The following is a 14556-nucleotide window of genomic DNA, read 5'->3' as shown; positions in this document are numbered from 1 at the left end:
TAGGGTGAGGGTTGTGACATTTCAGCGGGCGCGCAGTGAGGAGCAGCGGGAGATCCGCCGCAAGGCGATCCTGGACACGGCGGCGGCGATGCTCGACGAGATGCCGGTGGCCGAGGTGAGCCTCAACGAGCTCAGCCGGCGGGTGGGCCTGGCCAAGTCGAACGTCCTGCGCTACTTCGAGTCACGCGAGGCCGTGCTGCTCGAACTGCTGGACGTCTTCCTGGGAGACTGGCTGGCCGAGCTGACGGACGACCTGCCGGCGGGCATCGACGCCGGGGCGGCACCGGAAGCGCGCGCGGCTCAACTGGCCGAGATCCTCAGCCGCTCCCTGGCGGAACGAAAGGTGCTCTGCGACCTCTTCGGCGCGCAGGGGGGCGTCCTTGAGCACAACGTCTCGGTCGAGGTGGTCAAACGGCACAAACGCGCCTCCCTCGCCCGGCTCACGACCATGACCGACCTGCTCCGCCGGCACCTGCCGGAGCTGGGCGACGACACGCAACTGTTCTGCCTGATGGCCCTGGTCTCGGCGGGCGCCCTGTCGGCCTACGTGCCACCGCCGCCCAGCCTCGTCGCCGCCTACGCGGAGGAACCCTCCCTCGGCGTCCTCCACCTGGACCTCCGCGACGCCCTCCGAAGCTCCTTCACCGCGGCACTCGTCGGCGTGCTGCCACGCGCCTGAACGGCATCGGCGCCGGTCCAAGGGAGCCCGCCGGGACTCACGTGATGTCCCGCCGCAGCGGGGCCGCGACGGCGATGGCAATGGCGACCAGGGCGTAGCACACCAGCACGGCGGCACCCGCCGGCGCGGACAGCAGCGGGGTCGCGGAGGTGCCGGTCTGGTCGGCGATGGCGTCCGCCAGATAGGTGAAGCCGGTCAGCGCGGCAGTGGCGCCACCCGGGAGATAGGGATAGAGCAGCTTGATCCCCGGGATGAGCATCAGTACGGTCTCGATCATGTAGAAGTAGGCGCCGACGGCGATGAGGGCGGTCACCTGGTTGCGCAGGAGAGCGCCCACGGCGAGGCCCAGCAGGGTGTAGACCGCCATGGTCAGGGCGATGCGGGCCAGCAGGGCCGTGACCGTGACGGCCGGCAGGCCGATCGTGATGCCCTTGAGCACGGCCACGCCCCACAGAGCGCCGCCGGCCACCGCCGCGGCCGTCGCGCCGTAGGCGAGCCCGGCCCCGGTGTAGATCGCCAGCTTGGCCGCCAGCCAGGTCCAGCGCCGGGGAGCGAACAACGTCGTGGTGGTGATGGTCCTGTGCCGGTACTCCGCGGACACGGCGATGGTGCCGAGCAGGGCGGGGACGAAGACGGTGAAGCCGAGCAGGCCCAGCAGCGCGTGGATGCCCTGGGCGGTGTCCAGCCCGGGCATCGGAGGGGTGAAGTTCTCCGGCCCGGCCAGGGCGAGCAGGCCGATGAGCGCTCCGCTGGCCAGCGCGGCCAGCAGACCCCACAGCCGGAGTTTGGTGCTGGTCAGGCGGGTCCATTCCGCGGCGAGGAGCGCGGTCATCGGGAACCTCCGGTGAGGTGCAGGAACGCTTGTTCGAGGGTGGGGTGTTCCGGGGTGATCTCGTGCAGCGTGACGCCGTGGGAGCCGGCCGCGGCGGCGACCTGCTCGGTGCTCAGGCCGTGGATGCGCAGCAGGTCCGGTCGCGGATGTTCCACCCGGACCTCGCTCGTCACCAGCTTGGCCGCGAACAGGTCCGCCTGCGGGGAGCGGACCAGCACGGTGGCTGTGCCGTACAGGCCGGCGATGGGACCGGCGGTGACCAGCCGGCCGTCGCGGATCACCACCACGTGGTCGGCCGTGTGCTCGATCTCGCCGAGCACATGGCTGGAGACGAGGATGGTGCGGCCGTCGGCGGCCAGCTCGCGGAGGAACTCCCGCAGCCAGGCGATGCCTTCGGGGTCCAGGCCGTTGCTCGGTTCGTCCAGCAGCAGCACCTGGGGGTCGCCGAGCAGCGCGGTGGCCAGGCTGAGGCGTTGCCGCATGCCGGTGGACAGGGTACGGGTGAGGCGGCCGGCGAAGGCTGACACCCCGGTCAGGTCCGCGACCTGATCGACCCGGGCCGTGCCGTGCCGGCCCATGCGGGCGTAGACCCGCAGGTGGTCGTGGGCGGTGTGGGCGGGGTGGAAGCCCGCGCTGTCCAGCACGGCTCCGACGGCGGCCGACGGGTGGGGCAGGTCGGCGTAGCGGTGACCGCCGAACGTGGCGGTGCCGGAGGTCGGCGTGACCAGGCCCAGCATCATCTGCATGGTGGTGGTCTTGCCGGCGCCGTTCGGCCCCAGGAATCCCGTCACGACGCCCGCCTCGGCCTCGAAGCTGAGGTCGGTGACGGCACTGATCGGCCCGAACGCCTTGGTCAGGCCCCGTACTTCGATGTTCATGCCATCACCGCGATCGGCCGGCGCCGAAGCGCGGAGCGGACGGTCGGCGTTTCCTGGTGGATCTCTACCTGATGCATGATGTGCCCTCCAGGCGTTAGCTGTTCTATTAGTTGTATATCAGATAGAGTGTCGGTGTGCAGCTGACCCTTGACCTCGACAGCGACGTTCCGATCTACCAGCAGATCCGGGACCGGATCGTGGAGGCGATCGCCGGACGGCAGGCGCGCGAAGGCGACCCGCTACCGTCCACGCGGCAACTCGCCGCGGATTTCGGCATCAACTTCCATACCGTGAACAAGGCCTACGACCTGCTGCGACAGCAGGGCGTGATCCGGATCAACCGTAAGAGCGGCGCGGTCGTACGGCGTGATGCCGACACCGGCCCGCCCGAGGCACCCTTCGTCGACGACTGGGAGGAACGCATGCGTGTGCTGCTGGCGGAAGCCACCGTTCACGGCATGGACCGGCAGGATGTGCTGCGCCGGTGCGAGGCGCGGCTGATCGGTTTCGAGGAGGGCGCGTGATCCTGCTCCTCTGCGCCGGCACGATCATCGTCGCGCTGGTCACGTCCCTGATGCTGGCGCTGCCGGTGCTGGCCAGGCCCACCCTGCCGTTCGGCGTGCGCGTGGGCGTCCAGCGGGTCGGCGATCCCGTCATCGTCGCTGCGCGCCGGTCCTACGCCCACCTGACCGTTCTGGTGGCGGTGATCGCCGCGGTGGTCCTGATCCTGGCGCTGCTGGTCACCGGATCCGCCGTCGTGATCGGCGTCACCGCGACGGTGGTGATGGTCGTGGACCTGCTGCTGTTCTACCGCGCTCATCGCATGGTCCGCGCCGCCAAACTCGCCGGCGGGTGGGCGGCCGAGCGTCGTCAGACCGTCACGGTCGACACCACCTTCCGCACCGACCCGGTCCGGGTGCCGTGGTCGTGGGGCCTTCCCGCCCTGGCCGTGCTGCTGCTCACCGCGGGCGTCGGCTGGGCGCGCTACGGCGGACTGCCCGCCACGCTGCCGCTGTCTCTCGGGTTGGGCGGCACCGCCTCCTCCGTACAGCGTACGCCGACGACGGTGCTGAGCGCCTTCCAGCCGGTGATCTACCAGATCGCCGTCACCCTGGTCGTTCTCGTCGCGGCCCTGGCCGTGCTGCGCGCCCGCCCCGACCTCGATGCCGCCAGACCCCAAGGCTCGGCCCGCCGCTACCGCGTCTACCTGCGCGGCGTCGCGACGCTGCTGCTGCTGTCGGCGGCCTGCCTGAACCTCAGCCTGTTCTTCGCGGGTCTGCGGCTGTGGGAGGTCGTCCCTCCTGCGATCGGCTGGGAGGTGGCCGTCTTCGCCCCGTTCATCGTGCTGCTGGGCGGCTGGCTGACATGGGAGATCAAGGTGGGCCAGGCCGGGCACCGGCTGCCCGCTCTGCCGGGCGAGGAACTGGAGGACTCCGGGGCCGGTCAGCGCGAGGACGACCGTCACTGGTTCCTGGCCGGCGCCGTCTACGCCAACCGCCGCGACCCGGCCCTGCTCGTGCACGCCCGTCTCGGCTCCTCCTCATGGACCCTCAACCTCGGCCACCCGATCGCCTGGCTCCTGCTCGGCGTCCTCACCGTCGCCCTGCTCGTGCTCGCGGGCCTGTCCCTGGCCGGCGTCGTCGACCTGCCCCAGAGACACAGCCTCATCTGATGATCGGCCGGTGCCATATGTCCCGCCACCCTCAACCGCCGAGGTCACGGCCCCCCTACTGGTGCCGGCTACCGTGATCCGGCTCGATTGACGCATGAGCCGGCGGGAAGACACCCGTGCGCACGGCCGCGTTCAGATAGGTGATCGCCGCGGCGACCAAGTGCAACGCCGGCGCGGAGACTTGGCGTACTCTCGGTCGTCGCCGGTCAGCGTCAGCCCGGCCTTGCACCTTCTTACCCGGTCAGAGAGCGGCTTGGAGTCGGGGGCGGTGGGTGAGCAGCCAGTCTTCGAGGGGCTGGAGGCGGGGGTTGAGGGTGCGGATCAGGTCGAGGTCGCGGTTGCCGACGAAGGTGTCGGCCGCCTGGGTGAAGAACTGGAACATGTTGCCGAGTTCCTCGGCGTCCGGGATGTCGGCGGCGCGCAGCTGGTCGTGGGTCATCGGGCGGTAGACGACCGGCTCGCCGAGCACCTTGGCGAAGAGGGCGGCCAGTTGGTCGCCGGTGGCGTGCGTGCCGGCCAGGCCGACGGTGCGGCCGACGAAGCGGGCGCCGGAGTGGAAGATGCCGTACGCGGTGCGGCCGATGTCCTCGGCGGCCACGAGCGCCATCACGCTGTCGCCCATCGGCAGGGTCAGCGTCGCCGTGCCGTCCGGACCCCGGTGCGGGCTCAGCCCCGCGTAGATGAACATCTCGTAGAAGAACGAGGTCTCCAGGAAGGTCGCGCGCAGGCCGGCCTCGTCGTCGAGGTCGGCCCGCACCACCTCGACGCCGCGACCGGTGAGTCCGGGTTCCGGGTGAGGGCCCGTGCGGTGAAGGGGCCGTTCCAGTCGTCCAGGATGGCGCGGGCCAGGCCGCCGCCCTGGGAGCCGGTCGCGCCGACCACAGCGATGATCTTCTTCTCGGTCATGTTCCGTTCGCCCTTCTCGAAAAGGAGTTGTCAGACGAGTCCGCCCGCCGCGCGGATCGCCTGCCCGGTGATCCAGCCGCCGGACGGCGAGGCGAGGAAGCTGACGACGTCGGCGATGTCCTCGGGTTCGCCGACCCGGCCCAGCGGGGGGTCTGGGCGGCGATCAGGCCGGGGTCCACGTTCAGCATCTCGGTCCTGGTGGGCCCCGGCAGGACGCTGTTGACCGTGATCCCGCGCGGGCCCAGTTCGCGGGCCGCCGTCTGGACGAGGACGTCCCCGGCGGCCTTGCTCGCCGCGTACGGACCGACTCCGGGAGGCGCCGCCACCACGGCGCCGCTGGAGACGATGACGATGCGGCCGCCGTCCCGTATCCTGCGCGCGGACTCGCGGATGCCGATCAGGGTCGCGCGGGTGTTCGTCCGCCACATGAGGTCGAAGTGCTCGTCGGAGATGTCCGCCACGGCGGCGTACCGGACGGTCGCCGCGTTGCCGACGAAGACGTCGAGGCCGCCGAAGCGTTCCTCGGGCACCTGGAAGAGCCCGCGCAGTTCGCCGGGATCGGCGACGTCCGCCCGGACGTCGCGGACGAGGGAGGTGATCACGTCGGCCACCGCCTCCGGCGTGGCCGCGCGAGCCAGCAGGTGCGCGGGGAGCACCGCCTGGTTGGCGGCGGTGGCGATGAGCTCGGGCAGGATGACGTTGACGCGGATGCCGTGCTGCGCGCCCGGTCACGTAACTGAGGCGATGGCGCGCTACGGTCGGAGCGGCACCGTGATGCCCGGAAGCAACAATCAACGCCGTTTCTCCTCAGAACCACCGTCCAAAAAGCTGGATCCGGAGCGCCTGGGCTACCTGAACAACCTCGCTTTCGTCCGGCGTTCCTGGGGAAGCTGCAGTGTGGGCGCCCCGTACTTCTCCATGGGGTAATCGCAGCCCTCGTCCTACCAGATTCCGGCGGAAGTCCGTTCGAGCCGACCAAACTAGCCCAGGCAGAGCAAGGCCAGGCCCGCCACGGCCTGCCGACCATGAGGCGTGGCTACTCACAGAACATCCCGCCTGCGCGGGGCCGGCATGTGGCCCGGCGGCTGCGGGTGCCGGCTGCACGGCGTTCCACACCGGCATGGATGGGGGCCGGACATCAAGGGATGCCAGCACTGCCTTATATAAGTGAAAACTGGTATTGTCCATGTTCGTGCACGCGCTCGACATCCCTGGCGAGTCGGTGCGGCGGCGCGTTCTGGAGCTGCTCGCCGACGGTGAGCGGACCTCTGGTCCGATTGCGGACGTGATCCGGGCCGAGCCCGGACTCTCCCGGCCGGGTGTCTCACAGCATCTGCGCGTGTTGCGTGACAGCGGGTTCGCGTCGGTGCGGACTGAGGGCGTTCGCCGGTTCTCCGTCGTCGAGCCCGCGCCGCTGACCGAGGTTGACGCGTGGTTGGACAGGTTTCGCCGGTTCTGGGAGCACACCTCGACGCCCTGGAAGCCGAGCCGGCCCGGGCGGGCTTGCGACTCGGAGTCCGGCTGGTGGGGCGCCTACGCAACCGGCCCACCCGGGTGCCGATGCGGACAAGACCGATCGATCAGCGAAGGGAACATGACATGAAAGACATATTGGACGAACTGGCCACCGCGCGCCGAGCGATGGGCAAGGGCAGCCTGCCCGCAGGCGACGCGTACACCATCGAGGTGCGGCGTCGATACGAAGCGCAGATCGACGACGTCTGGGACGCCCTGACCAGCCCCGAGCGGCTGCACCGCTGGTTGAAGCCGGTCGTCGGGGACCTGCGGCAAGGCGGGAAGTTCGAGTTGGACGGTGGTGAGCACGGTGAGATCCTCCGGTGCGAGCCCCCGCGTCTGCTTAGAGTGTCCTGGCTCTACGGGCCGGACGCCGACGCGTGGCCCGGTACGAGCGAGGTGGAAGTGCGCCTGGTCCCAGGCCCGACCGGCGACACCGAATTCGAACTGATCCACGCAGTGGTCGTCGAGGAGCCCCTCTTCCCGACCTACGGCCCCGGTGCCGGCGGCGTTGGCTGGGACCTGCATCTCCTCGCCCTGGCCCGGCTGCTGACCGGTGACGAGAGCGCCGACCACGAGGCGGTCGAGAAGTCGCCCGAAGGGCGCGAGTTCATCCGGCGCAGCGCCGCAGCCTGGGGCGAGGCTCACCTGGCTGCGGGTGGCGAACCGGAGCACGTCGCTGCCGCAGTCGAGGCCACCACCAAGTTCTACGCACCCGAGCCGACCTGAGATCCCCGCTGGGGGTTGACCAGCATTTCTGGGGCCTGCACCGCCGATGAATGGTCAATCGCGAGACGGATGTCAGACCTCTCCGTCGAGCAGCAAGTCGAGCGGCACGACAACACGTTGTCCCACACCTAGAAAGAATGCGCGATGAAGTACACCAATTCGATCGAGATCGCGCTGCCGCGCGAGCGGGTGGCCCAGCTGCTCGCCGATCCGGCACACCTACCGAAGTGGCTGCGGGGCTTGGTGCTGCACGAGCCGGTGCATGGGAGCCACGGCCGGCTCGGTACCAAGTCGCGGGTCGTGATGCGGTCAGGGCAGCGGAAGATCGAGTGCATCGAAACGATCACACGCCGGGATCCGGCAGACCTGCACGGGATCCCGCAGGAGAGCGTCGTTCACTTCGACCGCGAGATCGTCGGCGCGGGCATGTGGAGCGTCGTACGCGATCGGCTGATCGAAGCCGATCCGGAGACGACGCTCTGGGAAAGCGAGAGCGAATACCGGTTCAGCGGCCTGCTGATGCGGCTGGTGGGGCTACTCATGCCCGGCTCCTTCCGCAAGCAGTCGCAACAGCACATGCAGGATTTCAAGGCGTTCGCCGAGCAGGGGAAGGATGTCCGCGAAAGGAGCAACTGATCAGCCGCAAACAGCAACGAGACCGCCGAAGCCGTCGCCTCTCGTCGGGGTCACACCTGGTCGTGGGCGACCCGCATACCGGATTCCACCCAGGCCAGCAGTGTCGTGCCGGGACAGTCGGTGTCGCCCACCTGGCTGTGGCCGCGCTGGCTGAGCGTATGGCCGGCCTTGGCGCAGGCCTCGTCGTACAGGAAGCGGATCGACGCCTTGGCCGCCTCGGTCGGCGCGTTCATGCCGATGTACGCGCAGCCGAGCCCGGTGACGTTGTGGTCGGTGGCATGAGCCCCGCGTACGAGCCAGCCGCGGCCCTCGTACACGGTGCCGTCGTCGCGAACCAGGAAGTTGTAGCCGATGTCGTTCCATCCCCGTTCATCCATGTGCCCGTCCTGGATGGATCTCGGCGAGCGCGTGGTGGGGGTTTCGGTGTGGTGCACGATGAACTCGGTGCGCGCGGACAGCGCGACGTGCTCCACGTCGTCCAGATCTCTCGGCGGGCGGGCGTTCCAGCCGGCGCGGTCGACGATGACGATCCCCATGATGTTCCTCCCGTTCCCGTACTGCTGTTTCCGCAGGTTAGAGGGCGGATGAGCGCTGAGGGCAGGCGACGCGACGGGGATCGCCGGATTTCGGTCCGGCCGGTGCGCGGGCAGATGCCGGGGTGCTCCTCCCGGCGGGCATCAGCCGGGCGACCTCTCCGGTTCGCGATGGGTCCGCGGGCAGGGTCATGGCTCACCGGCATCATCCCCTCGGGTCCGTCCCGTCGATGACCAAGAAGGAGGATCTGGCCTTCTTATCTGGATCTGCTGTTCGGCGGCAATTTCCATCGCGGTGGCCATAGCGTCGGTGAGATCGTGTTCGCCCAGCGTCAAATCGCGACCAGAACGAGCGAGATCCCCGCGTTCACCCCGCTGCTGTCCAGCCCGCACGGACCGTGGGCGCGTTAGAACCGGAAGCGCACGATGCGGGTGGACCGTTTCATGCCCGGCAGTAGGTTCATGAGGCGGTATATGCGGCGCACGTTCGCGGGTGCCTTGGCCATCAGTATCGGTGAGTCGTTCATCGGTGCCTCGTCGACGTATTCGAGTCGCGGGTGCCCATCGGCCAGCACGGCTGGGTCGTTGAAGCCGCAGCGGAACCGGGCGCCGTATCTGCGCAGCGTGGGGTCCCATTTCGAGGTGCGCCACGCCCAGACCGACACCGTGTCGAACTGTATCTGGCCGGTGGGGAAGGCGTCGACGACGCTGGTCAGCAGCCGCCGGACGTCGGTCTCGGTCAGGTAGGGCACCAGTCCCTCGGCGATCACCAGCACCGGCCGGCCGCGGGGGACGCGTTCCAGCCAGGTCAGGTTGGTGACGCTGGAGTCGATCAGGGTGTAGTGCTCGCGCGGCGGCAGGAACCGCTGCCGCAGTTCGGTGACAGCCGGGTAGTCCAAGTCGTACCAGTCGACAGTGGCGGGCGGGTCGATCCGGTACACCCGGGCGTCGAGGCCGCAGCCCAGGTGCAGCACCACCGCGTCGGAGTGATCGGCCAGGAAGCCTCGGGCCCAGTCGTCGTGGGCCTTGGCACGCACCACGGCCGCGAGGCCCAGCTGGCTGGTGCCGAATCTGCGCTTGTCGTAGTCAGGATCGAGGCGGCGCATCGCCTCCTCGGCGTATTCGTCGCCGAGGATCGGGTCCGGCAGCCGGTTGTCCAGCGCCTTGGCCCTGAGGACGGGGCTGAGGGTCTTCTGCGCTCCGACGAGTTCGGTGTCCTTCACAGCAGCGACGATACTACACATATTTCACGAATTTCGTGAAGTTTGTGGATCATCTTAAACTGGTGAGTCCGCGACGATATAGGGAGCTTGGGTGACGCAAGCGAACGAGGGTGCCATCGCCGATTTCCGGGAACGGTTCGCGCAGATCTTGGTCGAATCCGGCATGCCCCGGATGGCGGCGCGCGTGTACGCCGCGTTGCTGGTTACCGACTCCGGCAAGCTGTCCGCCGCCGAACTCGCCGAGCGACTGGGCGTCGGCGCGTCGGCGATCTCGGGGGCGGTCAAATACCTGGTGCAGGTGCGGCTGGTCGAACGCGGACGCGAGCCCGGTACCCGCCACGACTTCTGCCGGATCCACGAGCACACCTGGAGTCACTTCGTCAGCCAGTCCGACCCGGTACTGGTCCGGGTGCAGGCCGGCGCCGCAGAGGGCGTCCCGCTGCTGGGTCTCGACTCCCTCGCCGGGCAGCGGCTGGACGAGACCCGCCGGTTCTTCGCGTTCCTCCGCGAGGAGATCAAGCAGTCGATGGCGAAGTGGCGGCGGCTCCAGGCGGCCGAACGCGAGGCTGGCCAGAGACAGTCGGCAGGATGAGGAAGTCTTGGTCGAGGCGGGGATCGCGGGCGGCATGGCGGCTACCTTGTCCCTGCGGTGTCTCCGGCGCCCACTGTGCTGCCTGACTGCGTTACTCCAGCGCCGACGCCACCAGCTGGGAAGGATCTCTCTCCAGCCGGCGCCCCGAGTGCACGTAGCCCATGGTGGTGTCCATCGATTCGTGATCAAGCGCTTCCTTGATCTCGAATGGGTCCGCGCCCAGCTCCGCGCCCAGCTCCGCAGCCAGCGACGCCCACGTGTGCCGCAGCACGTGCGCGGTGACCTTCGCGAGGATGCCGGCCTGGCCGCCGATGCGCGTCACCAGGGCCGACGCTGACGACCGGTAGAAGCGGCCTCCGGTGCCGGTCACGAAGATCCGCCCGGTGAGTTGCGACACCTCAACGCCTTCGCGGCGCGCTCGATCCTCCAGATACCGGTCGAGCGCATATCCGGTCTCCACCGGAAGGCGGCGCTTCTTGGGCTTGGTGCCCTTGCCGACGATCCGCAGCGTCCGCAGCCCTCGCTCATGTCCGAGCGCGCTCACGTCGGCGGAGATCGCTTCTTCGATCAGGATTCCGGTGTGCGGCAGGACGCGGATGAACGCCGAGGTGCGCAGCCGGGCAGGCCCGTGGTCATTCTCCCTCTCCGGAAACGAGCGGGTGCGTCTTGCGATGCGCGTCTCAGCCATCTGAGTAGGGGCTACTCATGACGAATCTCTCGCCGAGGCTGACGCTAACTGTGTGGACGTGAGCATTCTCGCATCACGTCGCTGACCCGAAGGGAGACGCGATGGCTGACACGACCAAGCAGGACAATTGGCGGCACTGCCGGAAATGCTTCGGCCTCTGGTGGAATGGGGCGCCTACGAACGGGGTCTGTCCGGCTGGCGGCGCGCACGACGGCGGTGGTAGCTGGAACTTCTACCTGCCAGCCAACCCAGGCCAGAGCCTCTGAACCCTGGCCAAGGAAGGTCCCGGCCGTCCCGTCAGGACGGCCGGGGCCTTCTTCGCGTCGCATGCGTGCATGGCCCGGGGTGACTAACACTCGGGCGATCCGCGGACAACAAGATCATCGCTCTGTGTATGAGCGGCCAGGCGATGGTTGCGCCGTTCGCTTCATCAACACCGAGCGGCTACAGCTTCGAGGCCGCGGGGTGGCAATGTACACGCGGTCCTGCCCAGGGACTTGACGCACCAGCAATAGAAGTCACATGCGCCCGTTACACGCACACTTCGGTCGCCAACTGGATCTCGGGGATGTTGCCGCGCTGGCTCGCGTGCTCGACGGACGACGCACCACCGTGCCCGCGGCCGATCAGCGCCGATTGCTCACGGTGTTCGTGGCGGCCACCCGCTCCGGCGAAATTCCTGGTCGAGGGGGCGGTCCGTGTGGCGAAGTTCATGCGTGCGTTCGCCGGTTATTTCTGGACGCCGTGGAAGTGACCTGGGCGGACGTCAACGGCCAGGCCGCCGCGTTGCTGAGCCGCGACGGCATGGTGGTCACGGTCCTCGCACTCAACACCTCCGATCGTGGTATCGACCAGGTGTTGTGGATGGTGAACCCGGCCAAGCTCAGCGCGGCGTCCATCGGCCAGGACCCGCCACCGGATGATCTGTGACGAAGGCTGCTGTCACAGGGCGTAGAAGTCTGCTGTCCTAGCTGGTTGTTCGCCCGCCCATGACCCGCAGCGGAAGGAGTACGAACTGTGACAGCACATCCTGCGCCTCTGTACGACGACGAGGCCGTACGCCCGTCCGGAGCCGGCTCGGCCCTGCCGGCGTTCCGGACGACCGGCGACACGGTCCGCGAACTGAAACGCGAGCTGCGTAAAAGGCGCAGATTCGCCTCCGACGCCTCCCACGAGCTGCGCACGGCGGTCGCGGGGCTGCGCGTTGAGCTGGAGGAGGCCGGCCTGCACCCCGATGAGACCGACCTCGGCGGCCTGCTGGTCCGCGCGCTGCGCGGCATCGACCGGCTGGACGCGATCCTCACCGATCTGCGCGTCCTCGCCGAGATGGAGGGCGGCGCTCCCGTCCGGCCTGAGCAGGTCGACGTCGCCGGCCTGGTTCGTGAGGAGATCGGCCGCAGGACCGATCGCACCGCCGTACGGCTCCGGCTGGAGCCCGGGGTGCACGTCGAGGCAGTCCCGATCCGGATCATCCGGGTGCTCAACAATCTGCTTGACAACGCGCAGCGGCACTGCCGCCAACTGGTCGAGGTCCGGGTGTGCCGCGAGGACGGCCACGCGGTGCTGACGGTCACCGACGACGGTGAGGGGGTCGCGGAGCCGGACCGGGAGCAGATCTTCCAGCGCTTCACCAGGCTCGAAGCGGCACGCCACCGGGACCGTAGCGGCACCGGGCTGGGGCTGGCGATCGCCCGCGACATCGCCCAGGCTCACGGGGGCAGCCTGCACGCCGCGGTGGCCGAGACCGGCGGCGCCAGCTTCGTCCTCCGCCTGCCCCTCGCCGGCCGCGATGAGGGCCACCGCGCGCCGGAGGCGATGAGCCCATGAACCGCGCCGCCGCCTGCGCGGCCCACGGCGCGGCCGACACGGCCCACGGCGCGAGCGACACCGCCGCTGCCGCCGCTGCCGAGGCCCTGATCGCGGCCGTCGCCCTTCCCTGCCTCGCCATGGTCCCGGAGCTGACGATCGTGGCCGTCAACCAGGCATACCTGACCGCGTCCGGACGGCGGCGCGAGGAATTGCTCGGCTGCCGCGTGGTCGCCGACCCGGTCGCGGAGCCGCTGGCGGACCGGCAACGGCAGTTCACCGCCGACGCCTCCCACGAGTTGCGTACCCCGCTCGCCGCGCTCCGCGTCCGGGTCGAGGAAGCACAATTGCACCCCGGCGACATCGACCTGCCCGACCTGCTGGAGCACGTGTCCGGCGATCTGGACCGGCTGGAGACCGTCGTCGACGACCTGCTTCTGCTGAGGTCTCTCGACGCCGGCCAGGGGCTGGAGCTGCTCGACCTGACGAACCTGGCTGCCGAGACGGTGGCCGGCCGACGTGACGTACGCCTCGACCTTGAACGCGGGGTGGCGGTCAGGGCCGCTCCCAGGCACCTCACGAGGCTGCTGGCGGACCTCCTGGACAACGCCCGGCGGCACGCTGCGCGCGAGGTGACCGTGACCCTGCACCGAACGGCCGGCCACGCCGAGCTGGCCGTCGCCGACGACGGGCTCGCCGTCCCGTCAGGAGAGCGCGAACGTGTCTTCCAGCGCGTCGCCCGCCTGGACACCGTCCGCCGCCGCGACCGCGGAGGCGCCGGTCTCGGCCTGGCCACTGCCCGCGAGATCGCCGCGGCCCACCGCGGCACCCTGGAGGTCGAGGTCCCGCCCGGCGGCGGCGCACGCTTCGTGCTCCGTCTCCCGCTCGCCGGTTGAGTCCAGTTCCCCGGCCACCGGACCGCCACCGGCTCTTGGAAGTCCTAACAAAATGATCTAGGAATATTGGTGATCGCCTTCGAGTTGATCACGGCGTGAAGAAGGGCGAGCAGCCGCCGTAGATCGTGCCGGATGAGTTGTGGGCGCGCATTCAGCCGCTGTTACCGGTGGTGCCGCGCCGGGCCGATCGTCCAGGGCGTAAGCGGCTGGACGACCGTAGGGTGCTGTCGGGCATCTTGTTCGTGCTCTACACCGGGATCGCCTGGGAGTTCCTGCCGCAGGAGCTGGGCTTCGGTTCGGGGATGACCTGCTGGCGCCGGTTGCGGGACTGGCATGCCGCCGGTGTGTGGCGGAAGCTGCACGAACTGCTGCTGACGGAGTTGCATGCGGCCGGTCGGCTGGACTGGTCCAAGGCGGTGATGGACAGCTCCCACATCCGGGCGCTGAAGGGCGGCCCAAAACGGGTCCGAGTCCGGTCGATCGAGCAAAGACGGCTCCAAGCACCACGTCATCGCCGACGGCAACGGCGTCCCCCTCGCCTTCACCCTGACCGGCGGCAACCGCAACGACGTCACCCAGGTCATGCCGCTGCTGCGGTCGATCACACCGGTGCGGGGCCGTCGCGGCCGGCCCCGCCGGCGGCCCAAGGTGTTGTACGCCGATCGGGGATACGACCACGACAAGTACCGGCGGATGGTCTGGGCCACCGGGGTCAAGCCGGTCATCGCCCGCCGGGGTACCGAGGACGGCTCCGGCCTGGGCGTGCACCGGTGGGTGATCGAGCAGACGATCGCGCTGCTGCACTGGTTCCGCCGCCTGCGCATCCGCTGGGAGATCCGCGACGACATCCACGAAGCCTTCATGACCCTCGCCGCCGCGATCATCTGCTGGCGACGCCTAAACCGCTGATCATTCTGTTAGGACTTCTTAGCCGTGTCGTCCGGCGGGCGGCGTGCGTCGCGGATCAATGG

The 14556-nt window shown here is 69.3% G+C and carries 18 protein-coding genes and 2 pseudogenes; 11 read left to right on the top strand and 9 right to left on the bottom strand.

Annotated elements, in window-relative coordinates; genetic code table 11:
• Window positions 1–13 precede the first annotated feature (13 nt).
• Complete coding sequence (locus OIE67_RS39125) at window positions 14–679, top strand: TetR/AcrR family transcriptional regulator (RefSeq protein WP_326629968.1); 666 nt, start codon at window positions 14–16, stop codon at window positions 677–679.
• A gap of 37 nt (window positions 680–716) precedes the next feature.
• Here the strand turns inward: OIE67_RS39125 and OIE67_RS39120 are convergent, their stop codons facing one another.
• Window positions 717–1511 carry an ABC transporter permease gene (locus tag OIE67_RS39120; protein WP_326629966.1) on the bottom strand — a complete coding sequence of 265 codons (795 nt, stop codon included), beginning with the start codon at window positions 1509–1511 and terminating at the stop codon, window positions 717–719.
• Window positions 1508–2389, bottom strand: a complete 882-nt coding sequence (locus tag OIE67_RS39115) for an ABC transporter ATP-binding protein (protein ID WP_326629963.1) — start codon at window positions 2387–2389, stop codon at window positions 1508–1510. Before OIE67_RS39115 ends, OIE67_RS39120 begins: the two co-directional genes overlap by 4 nt.
• A 134-nt stretch (window positions 2390–2523) precedes the next feature.
• Here OIE67_RS39115 and OIE67_RS39110 point away from each other — a divergent pair, with 134 nt between their 5' ends.
• Both OIE67_RS39110 and OIE67_RS39105 read left to right on the top strand, forming a co-directional pair.
• Window positions 2524–2913, top strand: a complete 390-nt coding sequence (locus tag OIE67_RS39110; protein WP_326629961.1) for a GntR family transcriptional regulator — start codon at window positions 2524–2526, stop codon at window positions 2911–2913.
• Window positions 2910–4061, top strand: a complete 1152-nt coding sequence (locus tag OIE67_RS39105; RefSeq protein WP_326629959.1) for a DUF1648 domain-containing protein — start codon at window positions 2910–2912, stop codon at window positions 4059–4061. Before OIE67_RS39110 ends, OIE67_RS39105 begins: the two co-directional genes overlap by 4 nt.
• Before the next feature lie 241 nt (window positions 4062–4302).
• Here the strand turns inward: OIE67_RS39105 and OIE67_RS39100 are convergent, their stop codons facing one another.
• The 4 genes and pseudogenes from OIE67_RS39100 to OIE67_RS55640 all read right to left on the bottom strand — a co-directional run.
• Complete coding sequence (locus tag OIE67_RS39100) at window positions 4303–4818, bottom strand: NmrA family NAD(P)-binding protein (protein WP_326629956.1); 516 nt, start codon at window positions 4816–4818, stop codon at window positions 4303–4305.
• Window positions 4728–4967: an NmrA family NAD(P)-binding protein gene (locus OIE67_RS55650; protein ID WP_364662513.1), complete on the bottom strand. Its 240-nt coding sequence runs from the start codon at window positions 4965–4967 to the stop codon at window positions 4728–4730. The genes OIE67_RS39100 and OIE67_RS55650 overlap by 91 nt, the downstream gene beginning before the upstream one ends.
• Before the next feature lie 30 nt (window positions 4968–4997).
• Complete coding sequence (locus tag OIE67_RS55645) at window positions 4998–5084, bottom strand: hypothetical protein (RefSeq protein WP_407674924.1); 87 nt, start codon at window positions 5082–5084, stop codon at window positions 4998–5000.
• Between the two features lie 74 nt (window positions 5085–5158).
• A pseudogene (locus tag OIE67_RS55640) lies at window positions 5159–5578 on the bottom strand (SDR family oxidoreductase); the annotation flags it as partial.
• Between the two features lie 575 nt (window positions 5579–6153).
• On the opposite strand from OIE67_RS55640, the gene OIE67_RS39090 reads away from it, so the two are divergent.
• The 3 genes from OIE67_RS39090 (at window position 6154) to OIE67_RS39080 (ending at window position 7847) form a co-directional block, all read left to right on the top strand.
• Window positions 6154–6570, top strand: a complete 417-nt coding sequence (locus OIE67_RS39090; protein WP_326629952.1) for an ArsR/SmtB family transcription factor — start codon at window positions 6154–6156, stop codon at window positions 6568–6570.
• Window positions 6567–7211 (top strand): SRPBCC domain-containing protein, encoded by a 645-nt coding sequence (locus tag OIE67_RS39085; RefSeq protein WP_326629950.1) that lies wholly within the window; start codon window positions 6567–6569, stop codon window positions 7209–7211. The genes OIE67_RS39090 and OIE67_RS39085 overlap by 4 nt, the downstream gene beginning before the upstream one ends.
• A 144-nt stretch (window positions 7212–7355) precedes the next feature.
• Entirely contained in the window at window positions 7356–7847 is a 492-nt protein-coding gene (locus OIE67_RS39080) for an SRPBCC family protein (protein ID WP_326629947.1), read from the top strand.
• Between the two features lie 50 nt (window positions 7848–7897).
• Here OIE67_RS39080 and OIE67_RS39075 read toward each other — a convergent pair whose 3' ends face one another.
• Complete coding sequence (locus OIE67_RS39075; protein WP_326629946.1) at window positions 7898–8383, bottom strand: N-acetylmuramoyl-L-alanine amidase; 486 nt, start codon at window positions 8381–8383, stop codon at window positions 7898–7900.
• Window positions 8384–8787: 404 nt separating this feature from the next.
• Complete coding sequence (locus tag OIE67_RS39070; protein ID WP_326629944.1) at window positions 8788–9603, bottom strand: class I SAM-dependent methyltransferase; 816 nt, start codon at window positions 9601–9603, stop codon at window positions 8788–8790.
• 91 nt (window positions 9604–9694) lie between these two features.
• On the opposite strand from OIE67_RS39070, the gene OIE67_RS39065 reads away from it, so the two are divergent.
• The gene (locus OIE67_RS39065; protein WP_326629942.1) at window positions 9695–10195 is read left to right on the top strand and encodes a GbsR/MarR family transcriptional regulator; all 501 of its coding nucleotides are present in this window, start codon (window positions 9695–9697) and stop codon (window positions 10193–10195) included.
• Window positions 10196–10286: 91 nt separating this feature from the next.
• On the opposite strand, the gene OIE67_RS39060 is transcribed toward OIE67_RS39065, so the two are convergent.
• The gene (locus tag OIE67_RS39060) at window positions 10287–10883 is read right to left on the bottom strand and encodes a tyrosine-type recombinase/integrase (RefSeq protein ID WP_326629940.1); all 597 of its coding nucleotides are present in this window, start codon (window positions 10881–10883) and stop codon (window positions 10287–10289) included.
• 522 nt (window positions 10884–11405) lie between these two features.
• Here OIE67_RS39060 and OIE67_RS39055 point away from each other — a divergent pair.
• From OIE67_RS39055 to OIE67_RS39040, 4 genes and pseudogenes are all read left to right on the top strand, one after another.
• Window positions 11406–11813 carry a hypothetical protein gene (locus tag OIE67_RS39055; RefSeq protein WP_326629938.1) on the top strand — a complete coding sequence of 136 codons (408 nt, stop codon included), beginning with the start codon at window positions 11406–11408 and terminating at the stop codon, window positions 11811–11813.
• 87 nt (window positions 11814–11900) lie between these two features.
• On the top strand, window positions 11901–12710 hold the full coding sequence (locus OIE67_RS39050; RefSeq protein ID WP_326629936.1) for a sensor histidine kinase: 810 nt from the start codon (window positions 11901–11903) through the stop codon (window positions 12708–12710).
• A complete protein-coding gene (locus OIE67_RS39045) occupies window positions 12707–13585 on the top strand; it encodes a sensor histidine kinase (protein WP_326629934.1) in 879 nt (292 codons plus the stop codon). Before OIE67_RS39050 ends, OIE67_RS39045 begins: the two co-directional genes overlap by 4 nt.
• Before the next feature lie 122 nt (window positions 13586–13707).
• Window positions 13708–14494, top strand: a pseudogene (locus tag OIE67_RS39040) (IS5 family transposase).
• Window positions 14495–14556: the final 62 nt, after the last annotated feature.

This window comes from Nonomuraea fuscirosea, from assembly GCF_035917475.1.
Lineage (GTDB): Bacteria > Actinomycetota > Actinomycetes > Streptosporangiales > Streptosporangiaceae > Nonomuraea > Nonomuraea fuscirosea.
Note: the sequence above shows the minus strand (reverse complement) of the source record. Positions and strands in the feature narration are given on the sequence as shown.